The following is a 21,085-nucleotide window of genomic DNA, read 5'->3' on the forward strand; positions in this document are numbered from 1 at the left end:
ATGATCGAGCTTTTCGACGTCCGCAAAGTATTCAACACAGGCAAGCCGAGCGAATACTCGGCGCTCAACGGCATCAGCCTCAACATCAGCTCCAACAAGGTCACCGTTCTGACCGGCCCCAGCGGCTCGGGGAAGACCACCCTGCTCAGCATCATCGGCTGCATGTCGCGCCCTACCGCCGGACGGGTGAAACTGAGCGGACGCGAAATCACCAGCTTGCCGGAACGCTTTCTGACCGATATCCGCCGCAAGACCTTCGGCTTCATCTTCCAACAGCACAATCTGATCAAGGGGATCACTGCACTGGAAAACGTCATGCTGCCCGCCTACCCCTTGGGCGAACGGCATGGGCCGCTCAAGGAGCGCGCGATGCATCTGCTCGACAGGCTAGACCTTTCCCGCAAGGCACACTCGCGCATCGAGTGGCTGTCCGGCGGCGAAGCGCAGCGGGTGGGCATCGTCCGAGCACTGATCAACGACCCGTCCGTCATCATCGCGGATGAGCCAACCTCCAACCTGGACACCAAGCTCTCTTACAGATTCCTCGAAATCGTGGAAACGTTCAAAAAAGACGGCAAAACGGTCCTGATTACCAGCCACGACCCCCTGGTGTACCAGGCCAGCGTCGTCGACGAGGTGGTCCGGCTGCGGGACGGCCGGCTCGAAGGAGAAGCGCCGTGATCATGCATCCGGCGGTGATCGCCAATATCATCGCCGCGCTGACGGTGAGCCTGATGGTGGTTTATTCGGCCTACTATGGGCTACAGATCTATCGCCACTGGAACATCGAGAGCGGCAGCGAACTGCAGCTGACCCTGGAGCGGCGGACCTACCTGGTCTCGACGCTGCTGTCCTATACCTTCGGGCTGCAACTGATCTCGCTGTTCCTTTACGTGTTCACCGCCGACACGCTCTACCCGCTGTTCGTCGGCGCCATGTGCGCCGCGGGGGCCTTGAGCGTGAATGCCTTCGGTTATCCGACCCTGATCCTGAAGGTCGGCAATTTCCTGCTGGCGGGACTCTGGCTGGTGCTGAACCACGCGGACAATCAGGCTTACGACTACCCTCTCATCAGGAAAAAATACCTCCTGCTGGCGGTCATCGCCCCGTTCATCGTGGCCGAAACGATTGTGGAACTGGCTTATTTCCTGAAGCTGGACGCCAATGTCATCACCTCGTGCTGCGGCGCCCTTTTCAGCAGCGAACGGGTCGAGGGACTCGGCTCGGAAATCGCGGCCCTGCCGGCATTACCCACGCTCTGGGCTTTTTATATCAGCATTGCCGCGGCGCTGCTCTCCGGCATTTATTTCTATCTTCGGGGAAAAGGCGGCTATGTCTATTCCGCTTTGGCGGTAGTGGCCTTCTTCGTCTCCATAGTCGCGATCATTTCCTGCATCTCGCTTTATATCTACGAATTGCCGACCCACCATTGTCCGTTCTGCATCATCATGGAGGAATATAACTACATCGGTTATCTGCTATACATCCTGTTGTTCAGCGCCGTAGTCGCCGGCGCGGGCATCGCCGTCCTGATCCCGTTCCGCGGGATAGCAAGCCTGAGCTCGGCAATACCATCGCTGCTAAGAAGACTCGCATTGACCTCGATCGTGTCCTACACGGCTTTCGCATCCATCGTGACGTATCGAATCGCGATCTCGAATCTCATTTTGTAAGTTAAGGTAGCCATCATGACCGATCGATCCCGAAGGAACTGTTTGCGCGCCCTCGCGGCGCTGGCTTTGTCCCGGGTCGTTCCCGGCTCCGTCGCCGACGCAGCAGGAAAGGCGGTGCTCAAGAAGAGCGACCGCTGCCCGGTCTGCGGCATGTTCGTCTACAAATATCCGAAGTGGGTGGCGCAGATCGTTTTTAAGGACGGCACCTCGTACTTTTACGACGGCGCCAAGGATATGTTCAAGCATATCTTCGACACGTCCAAATACACACCGGGGAAAACGGCGGACCAAATCGTCGCCATTTACGTCACGGATTATTACGAAGTCGAACTGATCGAAGCCAAGCCCGCATTTTACGTGATCGGCTCGGACGTGCTGGGCCCCATGGGTCATGAATTGCTCCCCTTCAGGGATCAAGAGTCCGCCCAGGAATTTCTGGAGGACCACAAGGGCACCAAGATCTTGCGCTTTCAGGATGTGACCCCGGCCGTCATCGAATCGCTGGACCGGCGTTCATGACGATCACATTTTGGATTCGACTTTTATTGGCCGCGTCGATCATGGCGTCGCTCGGCGCCTGCAACGGTCGACGGCCGGGCTTGCAGATCGGCGACATGGCGCCCGTCGTCACGCTCACCGATTTTCACGGAAATCCCGTGACGCTGCCCAAGGACATCCGGGGCAAGGTGGTCCTGGTGCGCTTCTGGGCTATGGATTGCTCCCACTGCAACAAAGAAACCGTCCTGGCCCTGGAAACCCTCTATCAAAAATATAAGGACAAAGGTTTCCTGCCGGTCGCCATACACGAAAGCCGGCCCGTCGAGGCGGACGAGCGGTTCCGGAAGTTCGATCACGTCACTTATCCGATGCTGGTGGACGAATACGGAAAAGTAGCCCGGCAGTTCGGCGTAATCGGCTTGCCGACGACCCTGGTGCTCGACGAGAAAGGCATCGTGCGGGAGAAGATCACCGGGGAAGCCAGTATCGACACTTTCGAAAAGCTTTTGACCACAGTGCTATACAAAGGGGGATTTTATGACGGCACTCATTAGATTTGGCTTGGGGCCAGCATTGGCGATATGCCAGCTTCTGCTCATATCGTTTGCGGTCTCGGCCGAGGAGCCCCATGAACGGGAAAGCTGCCGGGTCTGTGGTATGTACATCGATCAGTACCTAAAGAGTGCCGCCGAATTGGTTTACAAGGACGGCAAGAAAAAATTCACCTGCGGCGTCGCCTGCATGCTGCGCGAGGTCGACGATGCCGGCGGACTTTCCGCCTTCGAATCGGTAAAAGTGCACGACTGGGTCTCCGGCAAGCTGATAGATGCCGAAGACGCCATTTATGTCATCGGCAGCCGCGTCATTCCGGATATGGTTCCGAACTATATCGCTTTCGCCAACCGGGAAGAGGCCGAGGCATTCGCCGCCAAGGAAGGGGGTGACGTGATCGACTTCGGGATCGCCTATCAGGATGTCTCGCCGGTCGGGACCACCGCGCCATTCCGTATCCGTACGGCAGTGACGCCGGGAGCGGGAGCCTTCAGCATCGGCGCCGTCTACGGCTACATGCAGAAAGACCAGGTCAAAGCAGGCTCAAACAGTACCGATCCCAGCGAGTTCATCAACAGCAACAGGACCCAGCCGCGGGCGCCGAAAGAAGTCCAAGCGCATCAGCAGGCACTGATCGTCAACTACTCGCCCACCGACAATCTCTCTCTTTTCGTCAACGTCCCCTGGTTCGAACGTAGAACCAAGACGCTAGTCAGAACGTCGCCCACCAGCGTCAGGGAAACCGTCGGCGAGGAAAACGGCATCGGCGACATTACCCTGGAAGGACGCTATAACTTCTGGCGCAGCACCCGCTGGGACAAATTCGGGACCATTCTGCTCGGCACCACCTTGCCGACCGGACAGTTCGACGGCGAGCGGGGAGCGACCACGGATCCCGTGGCCGGGAGAAGGCTCGTTTCCACCGGCCCGGCGCTGCAACTCGGCAAAGACACCGCCACTTTCACCGGAGGACTGCTCTATTCGCAGCGCTGGAAAGATTTCTGGTTTCACGGTTCGGCCCTCTACGCCGTCAACCCGGAAAATGACAACGACTTTGCCTTCGGCGACGTCGCCACCGTCGGCGCGGCTTTCCACTACACGCCGAACTATGATCTGATGTTGGGCATCGAGATGGACGCCAGCTACACGCAAAAAAGCGAAGACCGCGGCTACAAGATCGGGAACAGCGGCGGCACCGTGACCAATCTTGCATTCGTCTTCGACTACCGCTTTCTCAACGCTTTCGGCGGAAACTTCAAGCTGCGCGGATCGGTCGGCTTGCCGATTTATGAAGATCTGAACACCAAGCACGTAGTGCTCGCCAATCCCCGCCGCGAATTCGACCAGGTCCAACTGGGGGACGGCTTTTTCGGCAATTTGGCCGTTACCTGGACTTACCGCGCCGCTCCGGAGTTTTGATACCTTTGTAGGGTGGGTTAGGCACGCATTGCGCCGATTCCGGAAAATTACGGTGATGTCTCCGCGTGCCGTAACCCACCGATTCCGCAACCTCGCCCGGTAGGTTACGGCCTCGCGGCCCAATCCCCTACAAGAATTAACTCCTTGATTTAAAGCGCTTTGGAGTTAGAGCGTTTTTATCTCGCTCGTACGGCAAAACCGGCTTGGCGGAAGTCGTTGGGCTTTCGGCTCGGGTGAATGGATTCAAGCATTCGGCAATCCTTTGCCGACGAACCCGTTGGCCCAACGGCGGCGTCGGGAAGGGTCGCGACTAAAGCGACCGTTTGCGATTGGAAGGGATTCCCGACCTACTCGCGAGTGCCCGTACAATCGGTATGAAAATGCTCTAAGTACATTCAGGGAAGTCTTGCGGCATAGGCAACCTGCAGGACAACCCCGCCAATCAAGCCAATCTGTCGAGATTCCGCAAATATTTGCGGAATGTACTTAGCGAGGGTCGTCGGCAAAGGATTGCCGACCTACGACCTGAAATCGGACCATCTCGCCCGAGGCGATCGACGCCGCCGGGACGAGGCGGCAGCCGTTACCGGCGTTCGGATGCCGCCTCGGGGATAAACGCTATTTGAGACTCACGCGCTCTTTCGGCGACACGATATCGCCCGTGATATCCAGATCGATCTTCATCCGCTTCGCCGCCGCCTTGGTCGCCTTGCTGTCTTTGAAGGGGCCGGCGATGACTTTGAAGCGTCCGTTCTCCAGGGCCACCACCCGGGCCGGAATCTGCGGTCCCTGATGATTCAGAACCGCCGCCAAACGCTGAGCGCTCAATTCGTCCCCGGATTCCAGCGCCGTGATGTACCAGCCGCTATCGGTCATCGCCGGCGTTTTCGGCCGACCGTATAGCTCATCGGGATATTTCAGAGCCACGGCTTGACTCACCAGCCGAGCGAGATTTTCGCTGTTCTCGAAAATGGGTACCGGAATGCCCCGAGCCTCGCTCACGATCTGCTCGATGCGTGGCCAATCCAGCTTTCGCTCCTGCTTCTTTTCGATTTTCTTGAGCGCGGCCATCAGATTTTTCTTGAGCTGCTTTGCATTGAGTTCCTCGTGAGGCTTATGGGCCTCCAGATAAAGTTCGCCGTTGCGCCACCCCACCAAATAGGGCTGATTGACGATGCGCACGGGCGTTTTGACCGGCACTTCCCGATAAAGCGTTTCGATATTTTCCGGGTAAAGTCGGACGCAGCCGTTACTCGCACGAAGTCCGATGCCATACGGTTTGTTGGTGCCGTGAATCAAATAGCTCGGACGGCTCAGATACATGGCGTAGTCGCCCAGGGGATTGTCGGGGCCAGGCGACACCACCGCCGGAAGCGGATCGCCTTTCTTCTCGTGATCCCTGCGAATGGACTCCGGAACGTGCCAGGTCGGATGACTGGTCTTCCGCTCGACCAGCATTTCGCCGGTCGGCGTGGAACGGCCTTCGCGGCCGATGCCGACCGGATAGGTGACCACCTCTCCGCCTTTCTTTTTCGGGAAATAAAAAAGGCGCATAGAGGCGAGATTGACGACTATGCCCTTGCGCGGGGCGTCCGGAAGGGTGAACTGCATCGGCAATATAACCCGACTGCCCGGCTGCGGCGCCCATAGATCGATATCGGGATTGGCCTCACCGACCCCTTCCAGGCCCAGACCGAAATGTCGAGCCACGTCCGGAAGAGAATCCCCTTCCGCTATCTTTACCGTCGCCAGTTGTCCGACGACACTGTCGTCTTTTCCCAACGCAAAGCGGTTGCCCTCGATGTTTTCGACCAGCGGCTCGGGAGGGGCTTTCGGCTCCTCCTGCCGGAAAGGCGACCAAGCGCAGGCGTGAAGAAAACCGGCAACAAGAAGGAGCAGCGGCAAGCGCAGTTGAGCGAGGGGCTGACTAAAGGCCCTTGTGCGATTGAAATCGCCGGCGTGTACCGGACGATCCGAATATGGCGCGCCTTGGCGTACAAGAACAGCATCACTCACGATATTAACCCCTCCGCGTCTGGCCAAAAAATAGCCGTTTATGCAAGGTACATGCCCATACCACTCCATATCTGGGCCATCGATTTCGCGGTGCGTCGTTATCGGCATCGACTCGGCTTCCGTTCCGCCCCATCTCTCTATGCTGAAGGTTGCGATAGGATATCACTGGCATCGAACGCCGCATGTCGCCGATATCCCGGCTCACGGCGACGATCGGACCATATCGAGGGATAAACGGACAATGTGATTTCGCAATCGGCTCTGCGGCCGAGAGACATCAGGCCGGAAACGGAAGTCCTGCCGCATGAAAAAGATCAGGGAGAATCGACGCCGCTCGACTGTTCAACCAGCCAGGTCTTCCATTCCTCGAACAGACGTGCATCGCCGGCAGCGACCACCGAACGGGGCTGCAATTCCGGGCTGAAAATCGGCTCACCTTGCAGGGTCTCCGCATGGCCTCCGGCTTCGGACAAGATCAGCGCGCCCGCGGCATAGTCCCAGAGCTTTTGTTTGCCGTGCAGATATACATGGAATCGGCCGACTGCGAGCCAGCACCACTCCAAAGCCACCGAACCTAGATTGCGCTGCGAACTGTATGGGGGACGGGCGGCCAGCTTCGCCGCCAGCGGCCCCAAGCGCTTAAAATCCACCACCGCCAAGCTGCGCCGCAGCGGCAGATCCGTGGGGCGAACCCTGAGTCGGACGCCGTTCAGCCAGGCGCCATGATCGCGCTGCGCGGTGAAGCATTCATTGCGGATAGGATCGTAGACGATCCCCAAGACCGGTTTGCGCTCGATGAGCAAAGCCAGCGAAATACCGAAAAAAGGCAGACCTGCGGCGAAGTTGCTGGTTCCGTCCAGGGGATCCAGACACCAGAGCCCGTTATCGTTTTGCGCCAGCAGTTCTTGTTGCCGCTGAGCGTCCATTTCTTCGCCCAGCAGTTCGAACGCCGGATAACGCTCGCGCAATTCAATAGTCAGCCGCTTTTGCACGGCGAAATCGGCTTCGGTAACGACGCTGCCGTCGGGTTTGAACCGGCGTTCGGTTCCCGCAAACCGGGGCAGCAATTCTTCCTTGGCTACCGCTTTAACCAGAATCGCGAGATCGTCGAGATGAGGAAGCATGAAGGCTATGCCTTGGTGGGCTCGGTGAATGAGTGTCCAACAACCGTGTTACTGCAAATTACGGAAAGAAAGCGATCTTTCGATTACCCTCACCCCTGCCCTCTCCGAGAGGGCTAATGTCGTGAGCTTAACACGTCGACTGGGTTGATGAACGAAACCCAGCATTTCCCCGGGGTTGCCGCGATTCGGCCGTCATCCCGGCCTACCGTTGCGACACCCTCCCAGGACGATGCGGCACAGAATCCACCTTAGTTTGAAGCAAACAAGGCCTGTAAACGAACGCCCGGATCTTCCGCCGTCATGAACGCTTCGCCGACCAAAAAGGTGTGGACGCCGTGACGCCGCATCAGCGACACGTCCTCCGGCGTATGAATGCCGCTCTCGGTCACGACCAAGCGGCCTGGCGGAATCCGTTCCAGCAGGTCGAGCGTCGTGTCGAGGCGGGTCTCGAAGGTGCGAAGATTCCGATTGTTGATGCCGACAAGCGGCAGGTCTAGGCGCAAAGCGCGTTCCAATTCGGAGGCATCGTGTACCTCCACCAGCACGTCCATGTCGAGGTCGACGGCGACATCCGAGAGTTCTTGCATGGCCCCGTCATTCAAGGCGGCGGCGATCAGCAGAATGCAGTCCGCCCCGATCGCGCGGGCCTCGAACACCTGGTACGGATCGATCATGAAATCCTTCCGCAGCACCGGCAGCGAACAAACGCTTCTGGCCTCTTTCAGGTACTCCTCTGAGCCTTGAAAAAAATCCCGGTCGGTCAGCACCGAAAGGCAAGCCGCGCCGTGATCGGCATAGCTCCGGGCGATGTCCGCCGGGCGGAAATCCGGCCGCATCACGCCCTTGCTGGGCGAAGCCTTCTTGATTTCGGCAATGACGGCGGCCGCGCCGTCTTCGATCCTAGTCCGCAAGGCCCGTACGAAACCGCGGGGCGCATCGGCATCCTGTGCCTGTCGCCGGACGTCCTCCAGCGGCGTGCGCAAACGGCGCTCGGTAACTTCTTCCGCTTTGCGGGCCAGAATCTTTTGCAGGATGTCGGGGGGATTATTCATGAATGGCTATGGATTGGCTGAATTCGATCAAGGCGTCCAGCTTCCGTCGGGCAGAACCGTCGTCGATGACCGCTTTCGCACGCTCGACGCCCGCCTCCAGGCTGTCCACCAGATTGGCCGCATAAATCGCCGCGCCCGCATTGAGAACGGTAATGTCCCGAGCCGGACCCGGTTCCTTGTCGAGCACGCTCAGCATCATCTTCAGACTCGCGGCAGCGGTATCGACCGTCAGCTTTCTCAAGGGAGCTCGCTTGATGCCGCATTGTTCCGGCGTCAGCCTATAGGTCGTGATCTGACCGTCCTTGAGTTCCGCGACGTGAGTGGGCGCGCCGATGCTGATTTCGTCCAGCCCGTCCTCGGCATGCACCACGAGCACATGCTTGCTGCCGAGCTGCCGCAGCACTTCCGCGAGCGGCTCCACCCAGACGTCGGAAAAAACGCCGACCAGCTGATTGGGCGCGCCGGCCGGATTGGTAAGCGGTCCGAGCAGATTGAACAAGGTCCGCACGCCGATTTCCCGCCGCGGGCCGATGGCGTACTTCATGGCGCCGTGATGGCGCTGGGCAAAGAGGAATCCCAGGCCGATCCGGTCGATACAGGCCTTGACCTGGTCCGGCGTCAAATCGAGATTGATGCCCGCCGCCTCCAGCACGTCGGCGCTGCCCGAACGGCTGGAAACCGAGCGGTTGCCGTGCTTGGCCACCTTGCCGCCGGCCGCCGCTACCACGAATGCCGCCGTGGTGCTGATGTTGAACGTGTGGTTGGCGTCGCCGCCGGTGCCGCAGGTGTCGATGAGATGATCGCCCCGGACCGGAACCTTGGTGGCCATCTCCCGCAGCACCTTGGCCGCCGCCACTACTTCCTCCACGCTTTCGCCCTTGGCGCGAAGCGCGACCAAAAAGGCTCCAATCTGCGCCGGCGTGGCGCCGCCGCTCATGATGGTGCGCATGACCTTGCGCATCTGCGACGCGCCGAGATTTTTCTTATCCAACAGAGTCTGCAGGACGACAGGCATTTCCATCGCGAATCCTTACTGATTCAGAAAATTTCGCAGCAGGTCGTGGCCCTGCTCCGTCAGGATGGACTCCGGATGGAATTGCACGCCCTCTATGGCGAGCTGCTTGTGCCTGACGCCCATGATTTCCTCGATCTTGCCGTCCCGGTCCTCGGTCCAGGCGGTGACTTCCAGGCACTCGGGAAGCGTTTCCTGCTCGATGACCAGGGAATGATACCGGGTCGCCTGGAACGGATTGTTCAACCCGCGAAATACCCCCGTATTCCGGTGATGCACCATCGAGCATTTGCCGTGCATGATGCTCTTGGCGTGAATGATATTGCCGCCGAATGCGTAGCCTATGCTCTGATGGCCGAGGCAGACGCCCAAAATGGGATATTTGCCCGCGTACTGGCGGATGGCGTCCACCGAGATGCCCGCCTCTTTCGGCGTGCACGGTCCCGGCGAAATGACGATCTTGTCCGGGGCGAACGTTTCGATTTCCTCGACGTCGATCTGGTCGTTGCGCACCACTTCCACGTCGGCGCCCAACTCCGCCAAGTACTGTACCAGGTTGTAAGTAAACGAATCGTAGTTATCGATCATCAATACGCGAGCGCTCATAAGCTCCGCCCTCCTTCGATCCCGGCTTCCGCCATGGCGACCGCGCGAAACACCGCGCGCCCCTTGTTAAGCGTTTCCTCCCACTCGTTTCGGGGAACGGAATCGTACACCACGCCCGCTCCCGCCTGGATATGCAGGGTGCCGTCCCTGATGACGGCGGTGCGGATGGCGATGGCCGTATCCAGGTTTCCCGACCAGCCGATGTAGCCCACGGCGCCGGAATAGACTCCGCGCTTGACCGGCTCCAGCTCGGCGATGATTTCCATGGCCCTGATCTTGGGCGCGCCGCTGACGGTGCCGGCGGGAAATGTCGCGGCCAGCACGTCGTAAGCGTCCTTGCCCTTGGCCAATCGGCCGGTGACGTTGGATACGATGTGCATGACGTGGGAATAACGTTCGATGATCATCTTGTCGGTAACGCGAACGCTGCCGGTCTCCGCCACCCGCCCGGTGTCGTTGCGGCCGAGATCTATCAGCATCAGGTGCTCGGCGATTTCCTTGGGGTCGGCCAAAAGCTCCCGCTCCAGGGCCAGATCCTCTTCGTGGGTCTTGCCGCGCCGCCGGGTGCCGGCGATCGGCCGGACGGTAACGGTTTCGTCCTCGACGCGCACCAGGATTTCCGGCGAAGAACCGACGACGTGAAAATCCCCGAGATTCAGGTGAAACATGTAAGGCGAGGGATTCAGACAGCGCAAGGCACGGTACAAATCCATGGGCGAGGCGGAGTACGGAATCGACAAGCGTTGGGAAAGAACCACCTGCATCACATCCCCTTCGACGATGTATTCCTTCACCCTTCGCACCGCGTTTTCGAAACCCTCCTGGGTGAAGCCGGAGACGAAGTCGCTTTCATCGACCCGTCTTTGCGTCCCCTGCCCCCGATTCGCCGGCAAACGGTTTTGCCGAAGCCCCTGGATCAGCGTTTCCAGCCGGTCCTGCGCCTGATGGTAGGCGTTCGCCTCGGAGGGATCGGCATGAGTCAGAACCAGCAGCTTGCCGGACAGGTTATCGAATACCAGCACATCCTCGGACACCATCAACAAAATGTCCGGTACCCCGATCGGATCGGGTTTTTCGCAGTGCAACTGGGGTTCGATGTAATGAATCGTCTCGTAGCCGAAATAGCCGACCAGCCCGCCGGTGAAACGCGGCAAGCCTTCGATCTGCGGAACTTTGAAGCGTGCGCCGTAGCGGCGAATCCAGTCCAGGGGATTATCGACGCGATTCGCCTCGACGATGCGTCCGTCCCTCTCGACCATTATTTCCGAACCGCATACCCGGATCACGGTGCGGCACGGAAGACCGATGATGGAATAACGCCCCCACTGCTCGCCCCCGTGCACGGACTCGAACAGATAGGAATAAGGCGAGTCGGCCAGCTTGAGATAGGCGCTCAGGGGCGTATCGAGATCCGCAAGGACCTCGCGAGCCAGCGGAATGCGGTTGTAGCCTTGATCGGCGTACTGCTGAAATCGTTCGGGCGTCATGATGTCTTGTCCATCGAGATAGGGCGGGTTCGCGAAGCGTAACCCAATAAGCCATTCCTCGGGTTAAGGCCTTCCGGCCCAACCCGGTTTACGTTTGAGGCTGGTTCAGTGACGCCATCGCTCTTTCAGAATAGGTCGATGCATGATGCTCACGCGGCTTTTTTCAATAAAGCGGGCAACTCGGTCAGGGACGAAACGACGGCATCCGGCTCCAGACACTCGACGCCGTTGCCGCCATGATAGCCATAAGGCACACAGACGACCATGAACCCAGCCGCCCGCGCGGCTTTCACGTCATTCGCGGAATCGCCGACCATCAAACCGCGGGAAGGCTCGACTGCGAAAAATTCGGCGGTCTTCAGCAAGGGATAAGGGTCCGGCTTATGCTTTTCGAATTGATCGCCGCAACCGACGAAGTCCATATCGTGCAGTACGCCCAACCGATCCAGCAGCGGACGGGTGAACCTCGAATGCTTATTGGTGACGCACGCCAGGCGGAAACCCGCCGCCTTGAGCAGTTTCAGCCCTTCGGCAACACCCGGAAACAAGCGACTGCGATTGCAGACGTTCGCCTCGTACAGATCCATGAACATCGGCAAGGCCTCGGCGAATCGCGCCGGCTCGCCTTGAGGCCACATTTCTCCGGTCAGCGCGCGCTTCACCAGCATGTCGACGCCGTTGCCGATCCAGCCTTTCACCCGCGATTCCCCGGCCGGCGGCAAGCCCAGCCGGCCCAGCATGGCATCGACGGCAGCAGCCAGATCCGGCGAACTGTCCACGAGCGTGCCGTCCAGGTCGAAAGCAATGAGCTCCGGCGTGCGATCCAGCATTATTAAATGGCTCTGGCCTTGGCCATTTCCTCGCGCAATGCGCGCACGACCGAGTCGTAGCGGTTCGGATCGCTGTCCTTTCCGGCACCGAAAATGGCCGATCCGGCCACGAAGGTATCGGCCCCGGCCGCGGTGATCTCGCGGATATTGTCCACCTTGACGCCGCCGTCGATTTCCAGCCGGATGTTGCGCCCGCTGGCCTCGATGCGCCGCTTGGTCTCGCGCAGTTTGTCCAGCACATAGGGAATGAAAGACTGGCCGCCGAAACCGGGGTTGACGGACATGAGCAGAATCATGTCGAGCTTGTCCATCACGTGGTCCAGATAATTGAGCGGCGTTGCCGGGTTGAACACCAGCCCCGCTTTGCAGCCCGAGTCCTTGATCAGCTGAAGGCTACGGTCCACGTGTTCGGAAGCTTCCGGATGAAACGTGATGTAACTTGCTCCGGCCTTGGCGAAATCGGGAATGATGCGGTCCACCGGCTTGACCATCAGATGCACGTCGATGGGCGCGGTGACACCATGCTTGCGCAGCGCTTCACACACCAAGGGGCCGATGGTCAAGTTGGGGACGTAATGGTTGTCCATCACGTCGAAATGGACGATGTCCGCGCCGGCGTTCAGAACGTTTACCACTTCCTCGCCGAGGCGGGCAAAATCGGCGGACAAAATCGAAGGCGCAATCCAGAGTTCGTTCATAGGCGATGGCTCTCTAAAGAAAAAACGGAACGTTCATAACGCTCCGGCTAAAATCCAACTGGGAACACCGGTATCGGTCATCAATCGCGGGCGCCGATCCGAATGGATTGGGTATTTTCACATTTGGCTTTCGGACGGGCAAGCCGAGGCCCCACCAACGTTACCCGCCCGATCCGCCGATAAACTCCTATCCTTTAAAAAATGCCGACGCAAAAGTCCGCTATCTTCCCGGGAGAAAATATGGGAAACGAGACATCGCCAGATGAAACAACGAGGCCATCCGCCACACAATGGTCCGAAAGAAAAAGCGGCCGAAACGAGTTGGTGGCTTGCCTGATCATGATTAGAGGTCCCCATGTGGGGAAACGGATCGTTCTGAATAAAGACGAAATGGTCATCGGCCGATCCAAAAGCGCAGACGCCCAAATCGACGAGAGTTCCGTATCCCGGAAACACGCTGTCATCAGGAAGCGGGGATCGGAATTCATCATCGAGGACCAAAACAGCAAGAACGGAACTCTCGTCAATATGGAAAAACAGATGCTATGCGTCTTACGCGACCAGGATCTGATCACTTTCGGAAACACCCTTTTCAAATTCATCGCCAACAACAGCCTGGAACTCGCTTACCACGAGGAATTGCACAAGCTCGCGATGCTCGATCCCGTGCTGCAGATCCTCAATAAAAAATTCTTTCTGGACTATCTCGAACAAAAATGCAGTTACAGCCAGTTATTTCCGACGAAATTCGCCATCATTCTGTTCGATATCGATCACTTCAAGCGCATCAACGATACCTATGGTCACCAGACCGGCGACCTGGTCCTGCTGCACGTCGCCAACACAGTGAAAACCCATCTGCGAAACAGCGATATTTTCAGCCGCTACGGGGGTGAGGAATTTGCCATCGTCCTGCCGGATAGCGATGCCGAGCAAGCAGAATTCACGGCCGAGAAGTTAAGGTACGCGGTCGAAACCGCCGCCATCGTCCAGGATGAAGAAGAAATCAAGGTTACCATCAGCTTGGGCGCTGCCTCCTTCGGACCGGCCGAGGCGGCAACCTGCTCTTCCCGGAACCTGATAGAACGTGCGGACAGCGCGCTATACCAGGCCAAAAATGCGGGCAGAAACCGGACGGTTGTCTTTCGCGGCCGTGGGTAAACGCATAAATCCCGTGTTTTTGCCAAAAATCCACCGTCCATAGTCGGCAAACACATGGCTGTCGACAATTTCGGCAACTTATGCATGGGCTGCATGCAGGACAAGGGCGAATCCGCGGTTTGCCCCGCCTGCGGGTATCGGCCGGATCATCGGCGCAGCCCTTTCGCACTGCCTTATCAGGCCGTCCTGAACAACAAATTCCTCGTCGGACGCATCCTGGGCAAACCCGGCGGTTTCGGCGTGACCTATCTCGCCTGGGACTTGGTGCTGCACACCACGGTGGCGATCAAGGAATATTTGCCCCGCGACCTGGTGGCACGGGAGGCCAACAGCCTGACGGTTACGCCACACACGCTCGATGGCAGCGAGGAATTCGCCTATGGACTGGAACAGTTTCTGCGGGAGGCAAGAACCCTGTGCAAGTTCAGCCATCCCAACGTGGTGCGGGTCAGGGAGTTCTTTCAGCAGAACAACACCGCCTATCTGGTGATGGACTACTACGAAGGCATTTCTCTCGAAGAATATCTCAAGCGCAATGGCGGCAAGCTCGACGAGGCCACGGCAACAGCCCTAATGCTTCCCGTTTTGGACGGCTTGAAGGAAGTCCATGAAAAAGGCTTTCTCCACCGGGATATCAAGCCTTCCAATATCTATCTGACGAAAGGCGGAACCCCCATCCTGCTCGATTTCGGCGCCGCCCGACTCGCCCTGCATGGGCAAGGAAGCCGGACGCTCTCCGTGATGCTGACGCCGGGCTTCGCTCCTTTCGAGCAATATCTCGAAAAGCACGAATTCGCCCCTGCCGCCGACATCTACGCCATCGGCGCCACGCTTTATTATCTGGTGACCGGCGTAAAGCCGCAGGAGGCGATCAGCCGGTACAAGAAGGATGAAATGGTGCCTCCGCATCAGCGGATTCCCTCCATAACGACCCGCTTCAGCCAAGCCGTCATGATGGCCTTGGCCGTCGATCCGGAACGGCGCCCTCAGACCATCCCGGAACTTCGGGCAATGCTCATGCCTCCCGTACCAGCCAATGGCCCCGGACAGTCCGGATCGACCGCGGTTCCGCGAAAGCCAATGCCGCCATCGTCGGGTCGTACCCGTCTGAACTGCCCTCACTGCAAGACGGCAACATCCGTTCCGATGGATGCGAATCCGAGCCATTACCGCTGTGCAAAGTGCGGCAGAAATCTCGGACTGCTCAAGCGCAGTCGTTCTGTTCCCGCCTGGCTGTGGGTGCTGTTCGGAACGACTCTGCTGGTTTGGGGTCTCGTCATTTTCGGGCCGGTAGACCTGTCCCGACGACTGGAGAACCCTCCCGCGACAAGCGAGAAACCCGTCATCGCCCCGGCGGAAAAACCCGCGGCAGTTCCATTGTCTCCGCCCTCGTGGAAAGAACCCGTCCCGCCCCCACCACCTCCAAGGGAAGAGCCCGCTGTTATTCCGGCGCCGCCGCCGTTTCCGCCGGAAAGGGCGCCCGAAGCCTGGGGACCGGAGAACAGGCAACCGGGACAGCCCGAATTCGTACACCGTTTCGATCATCCTCCCTACCCGCCGCCTCGCCATGCCATCGAGGCCTGTCTAGGCAGGACGGCGGGAATGGCCTGTAATCTCCATCCTCCGGGCAGGCCACCGGCACGGGGACGCTGTGAACAGGTTCACGCCTATTTCGCCTGTGTGCCCGAGGGACACCCGCCCCCGCCACCTTTCGGACCGCCGCGATAACGAAACTCGGCCATAGGTGGCGAAGCGCTATTGGGAGCGGATTGCAGCGAGAACATCGGTGCGAACACTCAAAACCTGGCTTGCCGATAGCCAAGAAAGTAAAACCAAAAGCTCTCTCTGAGGGTGTCGCAAAAGATGTTACTCCTTCTCCCCTCCGGGAGAAGGTTGGGATGAGGGGATCAAAAGAATCAATACCTTTTAATCTCCCCTCACCCAACCCTCTCCCGCTGGAGAGGGCTTTTGCCACCCTCATCCGAGGAGAGCGAAGCGAGGGGGCGAAGCCGTTACGGTGGGGGCGATCCGAATAGGGCTTTGCTTTCTTTATGCGCAAAACGGGATGGGAGAACTCGTGAGCCGGCAACCCTTCGCCGACAGCCCGCTTTTTTCACGCACACTAAACTGCCCGCCCCATGCCGGTAACCATCATCGGACTGTTAAAATGATTTTTCCGTCCCGCCCTAGTCCATAAGAAACATGTCCGAACCAGCCGAAAAAAAACTTGTCCTCGTCGACGGTTCATCGTTCCTGTACCGCGCGTTTCACGCTCTGCCGCCCTTGAACAACTCTCGGGGCGAACCGACCGGCGCGGTTCTGGGCGTTGCCAATATGCTGCGCAAGCTCATCGGAGAGTATGAGACTTGCCATATCGGCGTCGTGTTCGACGCGCCCGGAAAGACCTTCCGCGACGATCTTTTCGAGCACTACAAGGCCCATAGGCCGCCGATGCCGGACGAACTCAGGGCGCAGATTCAGCCGCTACACGCCATTATCCGGGCACTGGGCCTGCCCTTGCTGATCGAATCCGGCGTGGAAGCGGACGACGTCATCGGCACACTCACGATGAAGGCGGTCGAACAGGGGTTTTCGGTCGTCATTTCCACCGGCGACAAGGACATGGCGCAACTGGTCAACGACCGGGTGATGCTCGAGAACACCATGTTCGACAGCCGCCTGGATGTCGCGGGCGTAAAAGCCAAGTTCGGCGTGCCGCCCGAGTGCATCGTCGATTATCTGGCACTGGTGGGCGACACCTCGGACAATATTCCCGGCATTCCCAAGGTGGGACCGAAAACGGCGTCAAAATGGCTGAATGAATACGGCTCGCTGGACGGCATTCTCGCCCATGCCGACGAGATCGGCGGCAAGGTCGGCGAGAGTCTTCGCGCCAGTCTCGATCAAATTCCCTTGTCGCGCCAGTTGGCCACCATCAAGTGCGACGTGGATCTGCCGATCGGACCGGACGATTTGAAACGAACCGAACCGGATCAAGCCGCCCTTCGGGAGCTTCTGGTCCAGCTCGAATTCAATTCCTGGCTCCGGCAACTGGATGCTTCGAACACTGCCGAAAACCCAGCCGCCCCTGTCGAGCAAACCTCAACCAAGGGTAACTACGAAACGATCCTGACCGAGGATGAACTGGAGCGCTGGCTGAAAAAGCTGGAGGCCGCGGAATATTTCGCTTTCGACACCGAAACCACGAGCCTCGACTACAGCCGCGCGGAAGTCGTGGGACTGTCGTTCGCGGTGGAACCGGGCGAAGCGGCCTACGTCCCGGTCGCTCACGATTATCCCGGCGCACCGGCGCAGCTCAGCCGCGATTACGTTCTGGAAAAACTCCGGCCTTTGCTGGAAGACCGGAACCGCCCGAAGCTCGGACAAAATCTCAAATACGATACCAATGTCCTTGCGAATCACGGCCTCGCGCTGACCGGCATCCGCCACGACACCATGCTCGAATCCTATGTGCTCAACAGTACGGCCACCCGGCACGACATGGATTCCCTGGCCCAACTCTATCTCAATCATCGGACCATCCACTACGAAGACGTGGCGGGAAAAGGCGCGAAACAGATTCCCTTCCAGCAGGTCGGCATCGAAAGCGCCACCGAATACGCGGCGGAAGACGCCGACATCACCCTGCGGCTTCACCACCATCTTTGGCCGAAGCTCGAGGCGGAAGATTCGCTCAAATTGCTATACGAAACCGTCGAAATTCCGCTGGTGCCGGTCCTGTCCCGCATGGAATGCACCGGCGTGCTGGTGGACGTGTACAAGCTGGCCCAGCAAAGCCGCGAGCTCGAAAAGCGCATGCTGGAGATCGAACAGGACGCCTGCAAGGCGGCGGGATGCCAGTTCAACCTGGGATCGCCCAAGCAGATCCAGACCATCCTGTACGACAAGCTGAACATCCCGGTAGTCAAGAAAACGCCGACCGGACAGCCGTCCACCGACGAATCGGTGTTACAGGAATTGGCGGAAAGTTATGAGCTGCCGCGACTGATCCTGGACTACCGCTCCATGAGCAAGCTCAAGTCGACCTACACCGACAAGCTCGCGGAGCAAATCAACCCCCGCACCGGCCGCGTTCATACCTCCTATCACCAGGCCGTGGCCGCCACCGGCCGCCTGTCGTCCTCCGACCCCAACCTGCAGAACATCCCGGTTCGCACCGAGGAAGGCCGCCGCATCCGCCAGGCGTTCATCGCACCGCCCGGCCGCAAGATCCTCGCGGCGGACTATTCGCAGATCGAGCTCAGGATCATGGCACACATTTCGGGCGATCCCAGCCTGCGCGCCGCCTTCCACGACAATACCGACGTCCATCGCTTCACCGCCGCAGAAGTATTCGGCGTGCCGCCGGAACAGGTCACGCCCGACCAGCGCCGTTCCGCCAAGGCGATCAATTTCGGCCTCATCTACGGCATGTCCGCCTTTGGCCTGGGGAAACAGCTCGGCATCCCCACCAGCATGGCACAGCGCTACGTCGACCTTTATTTCGCCCGCTATCCCGACGTCAAAGGCTACATGGAAACGACCCGCGACGCGGCGCGGGAAAAAGGCTACGTGGAAACCCTGTTCGGCCGGCGGCTATACATCCCCGAGATCCAATCCCGCAACGCCCAGCGCCGCCAATACGCCGAACGCACCGCCATCAACGCCCCGATGCAGGGTACCGCGGCGGACATCATCAAGCGCGCGATGATCGCCGTGGACGCCTGGATTCAGGAATCCCGCGCTTCGGTGTGCATGATCATGCAGGTGCACGACGAATTGGTGTTCGAAGTGGCGGAGGATTATGTCGACGAAGCCGCCCGCGAAGTCGGCAACCGCATGTGCCGCGCGGCGCAGCTCGCGGTGCCCTTGGTCGTGGATGTGGGGATCGGGGCTAATTGGGATGAGGCGCATTGAGTGCGTTAAGGAAGATCTGAAAATCCTTGTCCCCTGGGCAAAACCATTGACCCCGGCCAAAAGTACCGGCGCCGGGCATCCGGCGTTGGCAGCCGCATGTGCCGCGCGATGGACCTAGCGGTGCTCTTGGTCGTGGATGTGGGGATTGGGTCGAATGGAAGATACCGTCTTGGAAATCAAGAGGCAAGCCGCGGGCCGAGCGGCGCAATGTCGCGAAAGGAATCGCGACCTACAGCGGCACGGTCGTAGGTCGGCAATCCTTTGCCGACGAAAGGGTTGGTAGCCACACCAGTTCAGAAAGAGCTCAACTTAGTCCGGCCAAAGGACTGACCACGCCTTGTCCGCCACGATTCAGCACATGGGTATAAATCATGGTGGTGCTCACGTCCTTGTGTCCCGGTAAATCGATGCCCAATGTCTCTCGATAGAGAAACAAGAGCGCCGCCAAGGCTTGATTTTGCGTCGAGGCAGACACCTTGCCTTCCACCGCGAGATGCGTAAGAAACGCTTCCGCCTCGAGGATACCCATGTCACGCGGATGGCGTTTGCCTTAAAGAGAATAAAGCGCCTGATTCATTGGACATATTGTGTTTCCCTACTAATATCGTATCGCCCTGATGCGGGCGCGCACCTGATCCAGCAGTTTTGGGCCACCGGCGGCGGGCGGTGTGTTTGCTTCGGCCATAAGCCCCGTCTACATGAAGCCAGTGTATTAAATACAAATGCTTAGAATAAAAAATTCCGAGTTATACACCTCACTGCTCGGTGCTATACACCTGGGGTAGGTGTCTAATACAAAGTTATGTTCTTAGTCGAGGTTGGCTAAATTGACGCAAATTGCTCCAGAGAAAATACGGTTTATCAAGCTCGGAGAAGGCGGCGAGTGGGAACAGTCATGCATACATGAGGGTACGATTCGACTGGGGTACCACAGCCCTCATCACCAAGACTCGTTGAATGGCAATTGGGGTGCAGTTAGACAATTTTGGTTAAATATTCGCAAGGGCAATGAGGGGGCTGCAACGCGAGACATAAACCAAATACGGGACTTTTACGAACTCAAAGAAACAGACGTTTGGATTACTTTCTACAAGAAAAAACTATATTGGTGCCATGCTGCCAGTGATGTCATAGAACTGAACGACCAGAGCCGAATTAGAAAGGTTATTGGTTCTTGGTCATCTACAGACATTAATGACAAACCACTACGGGTTGAGAACATAGATGGACGTATAACAAAAGTTCAGATGTTTCGTGGAACAATCTGTTCCATTGACCTACAGGACTACCTTGTAAGGAAAATTAATGGGCTGGCCATTCCTGAAGTAGAAAAAACAAAGAACTCCCTTGAAATACTGCGGACTGACATTGAGGAGTTAATAAAAGGTCTTTGGTGGCATGATTTTGAGTTGTTAATTGATCTGGTTTTCTCAAAATCAGGATGGCAAAGATTCTCCGTTCTTGGAAAAACAGAAAAAGATATTGACCTCGACGTTTACTCTCCTTCAACACAAAGAAGAGCGTTCGTGCAAATCAAATCAACAACCACGCGCGCCGAAATTCAGTCATATATCGAGACCTATCAGGAATATGAACAGTTCAATGAAATGTATTTTGTGTACCACACGTGCCACACTGACTTGTCCGACATTGAATCGCTTTATCCAAATGTTCATCTTTGGGGATTGAAAAGGCTTGCCGGGCTTGTCGTTAATGCGGGGTTGGCAGAATGGCTGATAAACAAACGAACATAACATGGCGCTCAACAGGGGCAGGCCAAAAGCTGCGCTTTTGGCCTGCCCGTTAGCTCTACGTTAGGTACACAAATGCCGCTCTATACATACATCGTGTCTTTTAACAACTCGACATATGTTGGTCAGGGAAGGCACAGCAATTTCCGAGGATTTGTTACTGCGTGGTGTAGTGAGATGCCAGACAATGCACTAAACGGATTTAGCGCCAGCCTCAAGAAACAGCTTGCGGAAAAGGCGTATCACGGTGAATTCGCCCCCGTCCCGAATAGGATAAATGTTTGGAAAA

17 protein-coding genes and 1 pseudogene are annotated in these 21,085 nt (G+C 58.0%); 9 read left to right on the top strand and 9 right to left on the bottom strand.

What is annotated here, in order from left to right; genetic code table 11:
* The 5 genes from ACR2R1_RS09125 to ACR2R1_RS09145 are packed head-to-tail and all read left to right on the top strand — an operon-like array spanning position 1 to position 4,142.
* The gene (locus ACR2R1_RS09125; protein WP_077728780.1) at positions 1-681 is read left to right on the top strand and encodes an ABC transporter ATP-binding protein; all 681 of its coding nucleotides are present in this window, start codon (positions 1-3) and stop codon (positions 679-681) included.
* Positions 682-683: 2 nt separating this feature from the next.
* Positions 684-1,673, top strand: coding sequence for a hypothetical protein (locus ACR2R1_RS09130; RefSeq protein WP_347257864.1), 990 nt, complete (start codon positions 684-686; stop codon positions 1,671-1,673).
* Positions 1,674-1,688: 15 nt separating this feature from the next.
* Positions 1,689-2,192: a nitrous oxide reductase accessory protein NosL gene (locus tag ACR2R1_RS09135; RefSeq protein WP_077728778.1), complete on the top strand. Its 504-nt coding sequence runs from the start codon at positions 1,689-1,691 to the stop codon at positions 2,190-2,192.
* Positions 2,189-2,725 carry a TlpA family protein disulfide reductase gene (locus tag ACR2R1_RS09140; protein ID WP_077728777.1) on the top strand — a complete coding sequence of 179 codons (537 nt, stop codon included), beginning with the start codon at positions 2,189-2,191 and terminating at the stop codon, positions 2,723-2,725. Before ACR2R1_RS09135 ends, ACR2R1_RS09140 begins: the two co-directional genes overlap by 4 nt.
* Positions 2,709-4,142, top strand: coding sequence for a nitrous oxide reductase accessory protein NosL (locus ACR2R1_RS09145; protein ID WP_434113729.1), 1,434 nt, complete (start codon positions 2,709-2,711; stop codon positions 4,140-4,142). Before ACR2R1_RS09140 ends, ACR2R1_RS09145 begins: the two co-directional genes overlap by 17 nt.
* Positions 4,143-4,760: 618 nt before the next feature.
* Here the strand turns inward: ACR2R1_RS09145 and ACR2R1_RS09150 are convergent.
* The 8 genes from ACR2R1_RS09150 to rpe all read right to left on the bottom strand — a co-directional run bounded on the left by ACR2R1_RS09150 (position 4,761) and on the right by rpe (position 12,967).
* Positions 4,761-6,158: a L,D-transpeptidase family protein gene (locus ACR2R1_RS09150; RefSeq protein ID WP_434113731.1), complete on the bottom strand. Its 1,398-nt coding sequence runs from the start codon at positions 6,156-6,158 to the stop codon at positions 4,761-4,763.
* A gap of 314 nt (positions 6,159-6,472) precedes the next feature.
* Positions 6,473-7,282, bottom strand: a complete 810-nt coding sequence (locus ACR2R1_RS09155; protein ID WP_156880342.1) for an inositol monophosphatase family protein — start codon at positions 7,280-7,282, stop codon at positions 6,473-6,475.
* 248 nt (positions 7,283-7,530) lie between these two features.
* Positions 7,531-8,334: an indole-3-glycerol phosphate synthase TrpC gene (gene trpC / locus ACR2R1_RS09160; protein ID WP_434113734.1), complete on the bottom strand. Its 804-nt coding sequence runs from the start codon at positions 8,332-8,334 to the stop codon at positions 7,531-7,533.
* Positions 8,327-9,355, bottom strand: a complete 1,029-nt coding sequence (trpD, locus tag ACR2R1_RS09165; protein ID WP_434113737.1) for an anthranilate phosphoribosyltransferase — start codon at positions 9,353-9,355, stop codon at positions 8,327-8,329. The genes trpC and trpD overlap by 8 nt, the downstream gene beginning before the upstream one ends.
* 9 nt (positions 9,356-9,364) lie before the next feature.
* The gene (locus ACR2R1_RS09170; RefSeq protein ID WP_156880336.1) at positions 9,365-9,952 is read right to left on the bottom strand and encodes an anthranilate synthase component II; all 588 of its coding nucleotides are present in this window, start codon (positions 9,950-9,952) and stop codon (positions 9,365-9,367) included.
* The gene (gene trpE, locus ACR2R1_RS09175; RefSeq protein WP_086134325.1) at positions 9,949-11,439 is read right to left on the bottom strand and encodes an anthranilate synthase component I; all 1,491 of its coding nucleotides are present in this window, start codon (positions 11,437-11,439) and stop codon (positions 9,949-9,951) included. Before trpE ends, ACR2R1_RS09170 begins: the two co-directional genes overlap by 4 nt.
* 149 nt (positions 11,440-11,588) lie before the next feature.
* Complete coding sequence (locus tag ACR2R1_RS09180) at positions 11,589-12,269, bottom strand: phosphoglycolate phosphatase (protein ID WP_086134324.1); 681 nt, start codon at positions 12,267-12,269, stop codon at positions 11,589-11,591.
* A gap of 2 nt (positions 12,270-12,271) precedes the next feature.
* On the bottom strand, positions 12,272-12,967 hold the full coding sequence (gene rpe / locus ACR2R1_RS09185) for a ribulose-phosphate 3-epimerase (protein ID WP_077728769.1): 696 nt from the start codon (positions 12,965-12,967) through the stop codon (positions 12,272-12,274).
* A gap of 339 nt (positions 12,968-13,306) precedes the next feature.
* Between rpe and ACR2R1_RS09190 the strand changes: the two genes are divergently transcribed.
* The 3 genes from ACR2R1_RS09190 (at position 13,307) to polA (ending at position 19,045) form a co-directional block, all read left to right on the top strand.
* Positions 13,307-14,128 carry a GGDEF domain-containing protein gene (locus ACR2R1_RS09190; protein ID WP_168183830.1) on the top strand — a complete coding sequence of 274 codons (822 nt, stop codon included), beginning with the start codon at positions 13,307-13,309 and terminating at the stop codon, positions 14,126-14,128.
* Positions 14,129-14,182: 54 nt separating this feature from the next.
* Positions 14,183-15,856 carry a serine/threonine-protein kinase gene (locus tag ACR2R1_RS09195; protein WP_434113744.1) on the top strand — a complete coding sequence of 558 codons (1,674 nt, stop codon included), beginning with the start codon at positions 14,183-14,185 and terminating at the stop codon, positions 15,854-15,856.
* 474 nt (positions 15,857-16,330) lie between these two features.
* Entirely contained in the window at positions 16,331-19,045 is a 2,715-nt protein-coding gene (polA, locus tag ACR2R1_RS09200; RefSeq protein ID WP_434113747.1) for a DNA polymerase I, read from the top strand.
* A 304-nt stretch (positions 19,046-19,349) separates the two neighbouring features.
* Here the strand turns inward: polA and ACR2R1_RS09205 are convergent.
* A pseudogene (locus ACR2R1_RS09205) lies at positions 19,350-19,580 on the bottom strand (site-specific integrase); the annotation flags it as partial.
* A gap of 292 nt (positions 19,581-19,872) precedes the next feature.
* On the opposite strand from ACR2R1_RS09205, the gene ACR2R1_RS09210 reads away from it, so the two are divergent.
* On the top strand, positions 19,873-20,799 hold the full coding sequence (locus ACR2R1_RS09210) for a restriction endonuclease (protein ID WP_434113750.1): 927 nt from the start codon (positions 19,873-19,875) through the stop codon (positions 20,797-20,799).
* Positions 20,800-21,085: the final 286 nt, after the last annotated feature.

Origin of the sequence: Methylocaldum sp. GT1TLB (assembly GCF_051027445.1) — a bacterium.
Taxonomy (GTDB): Bacteria; Pseudomonadota; Gammaproteobacteria; order Methylococcales; family Methylococcaceae; genus Methylocaldum.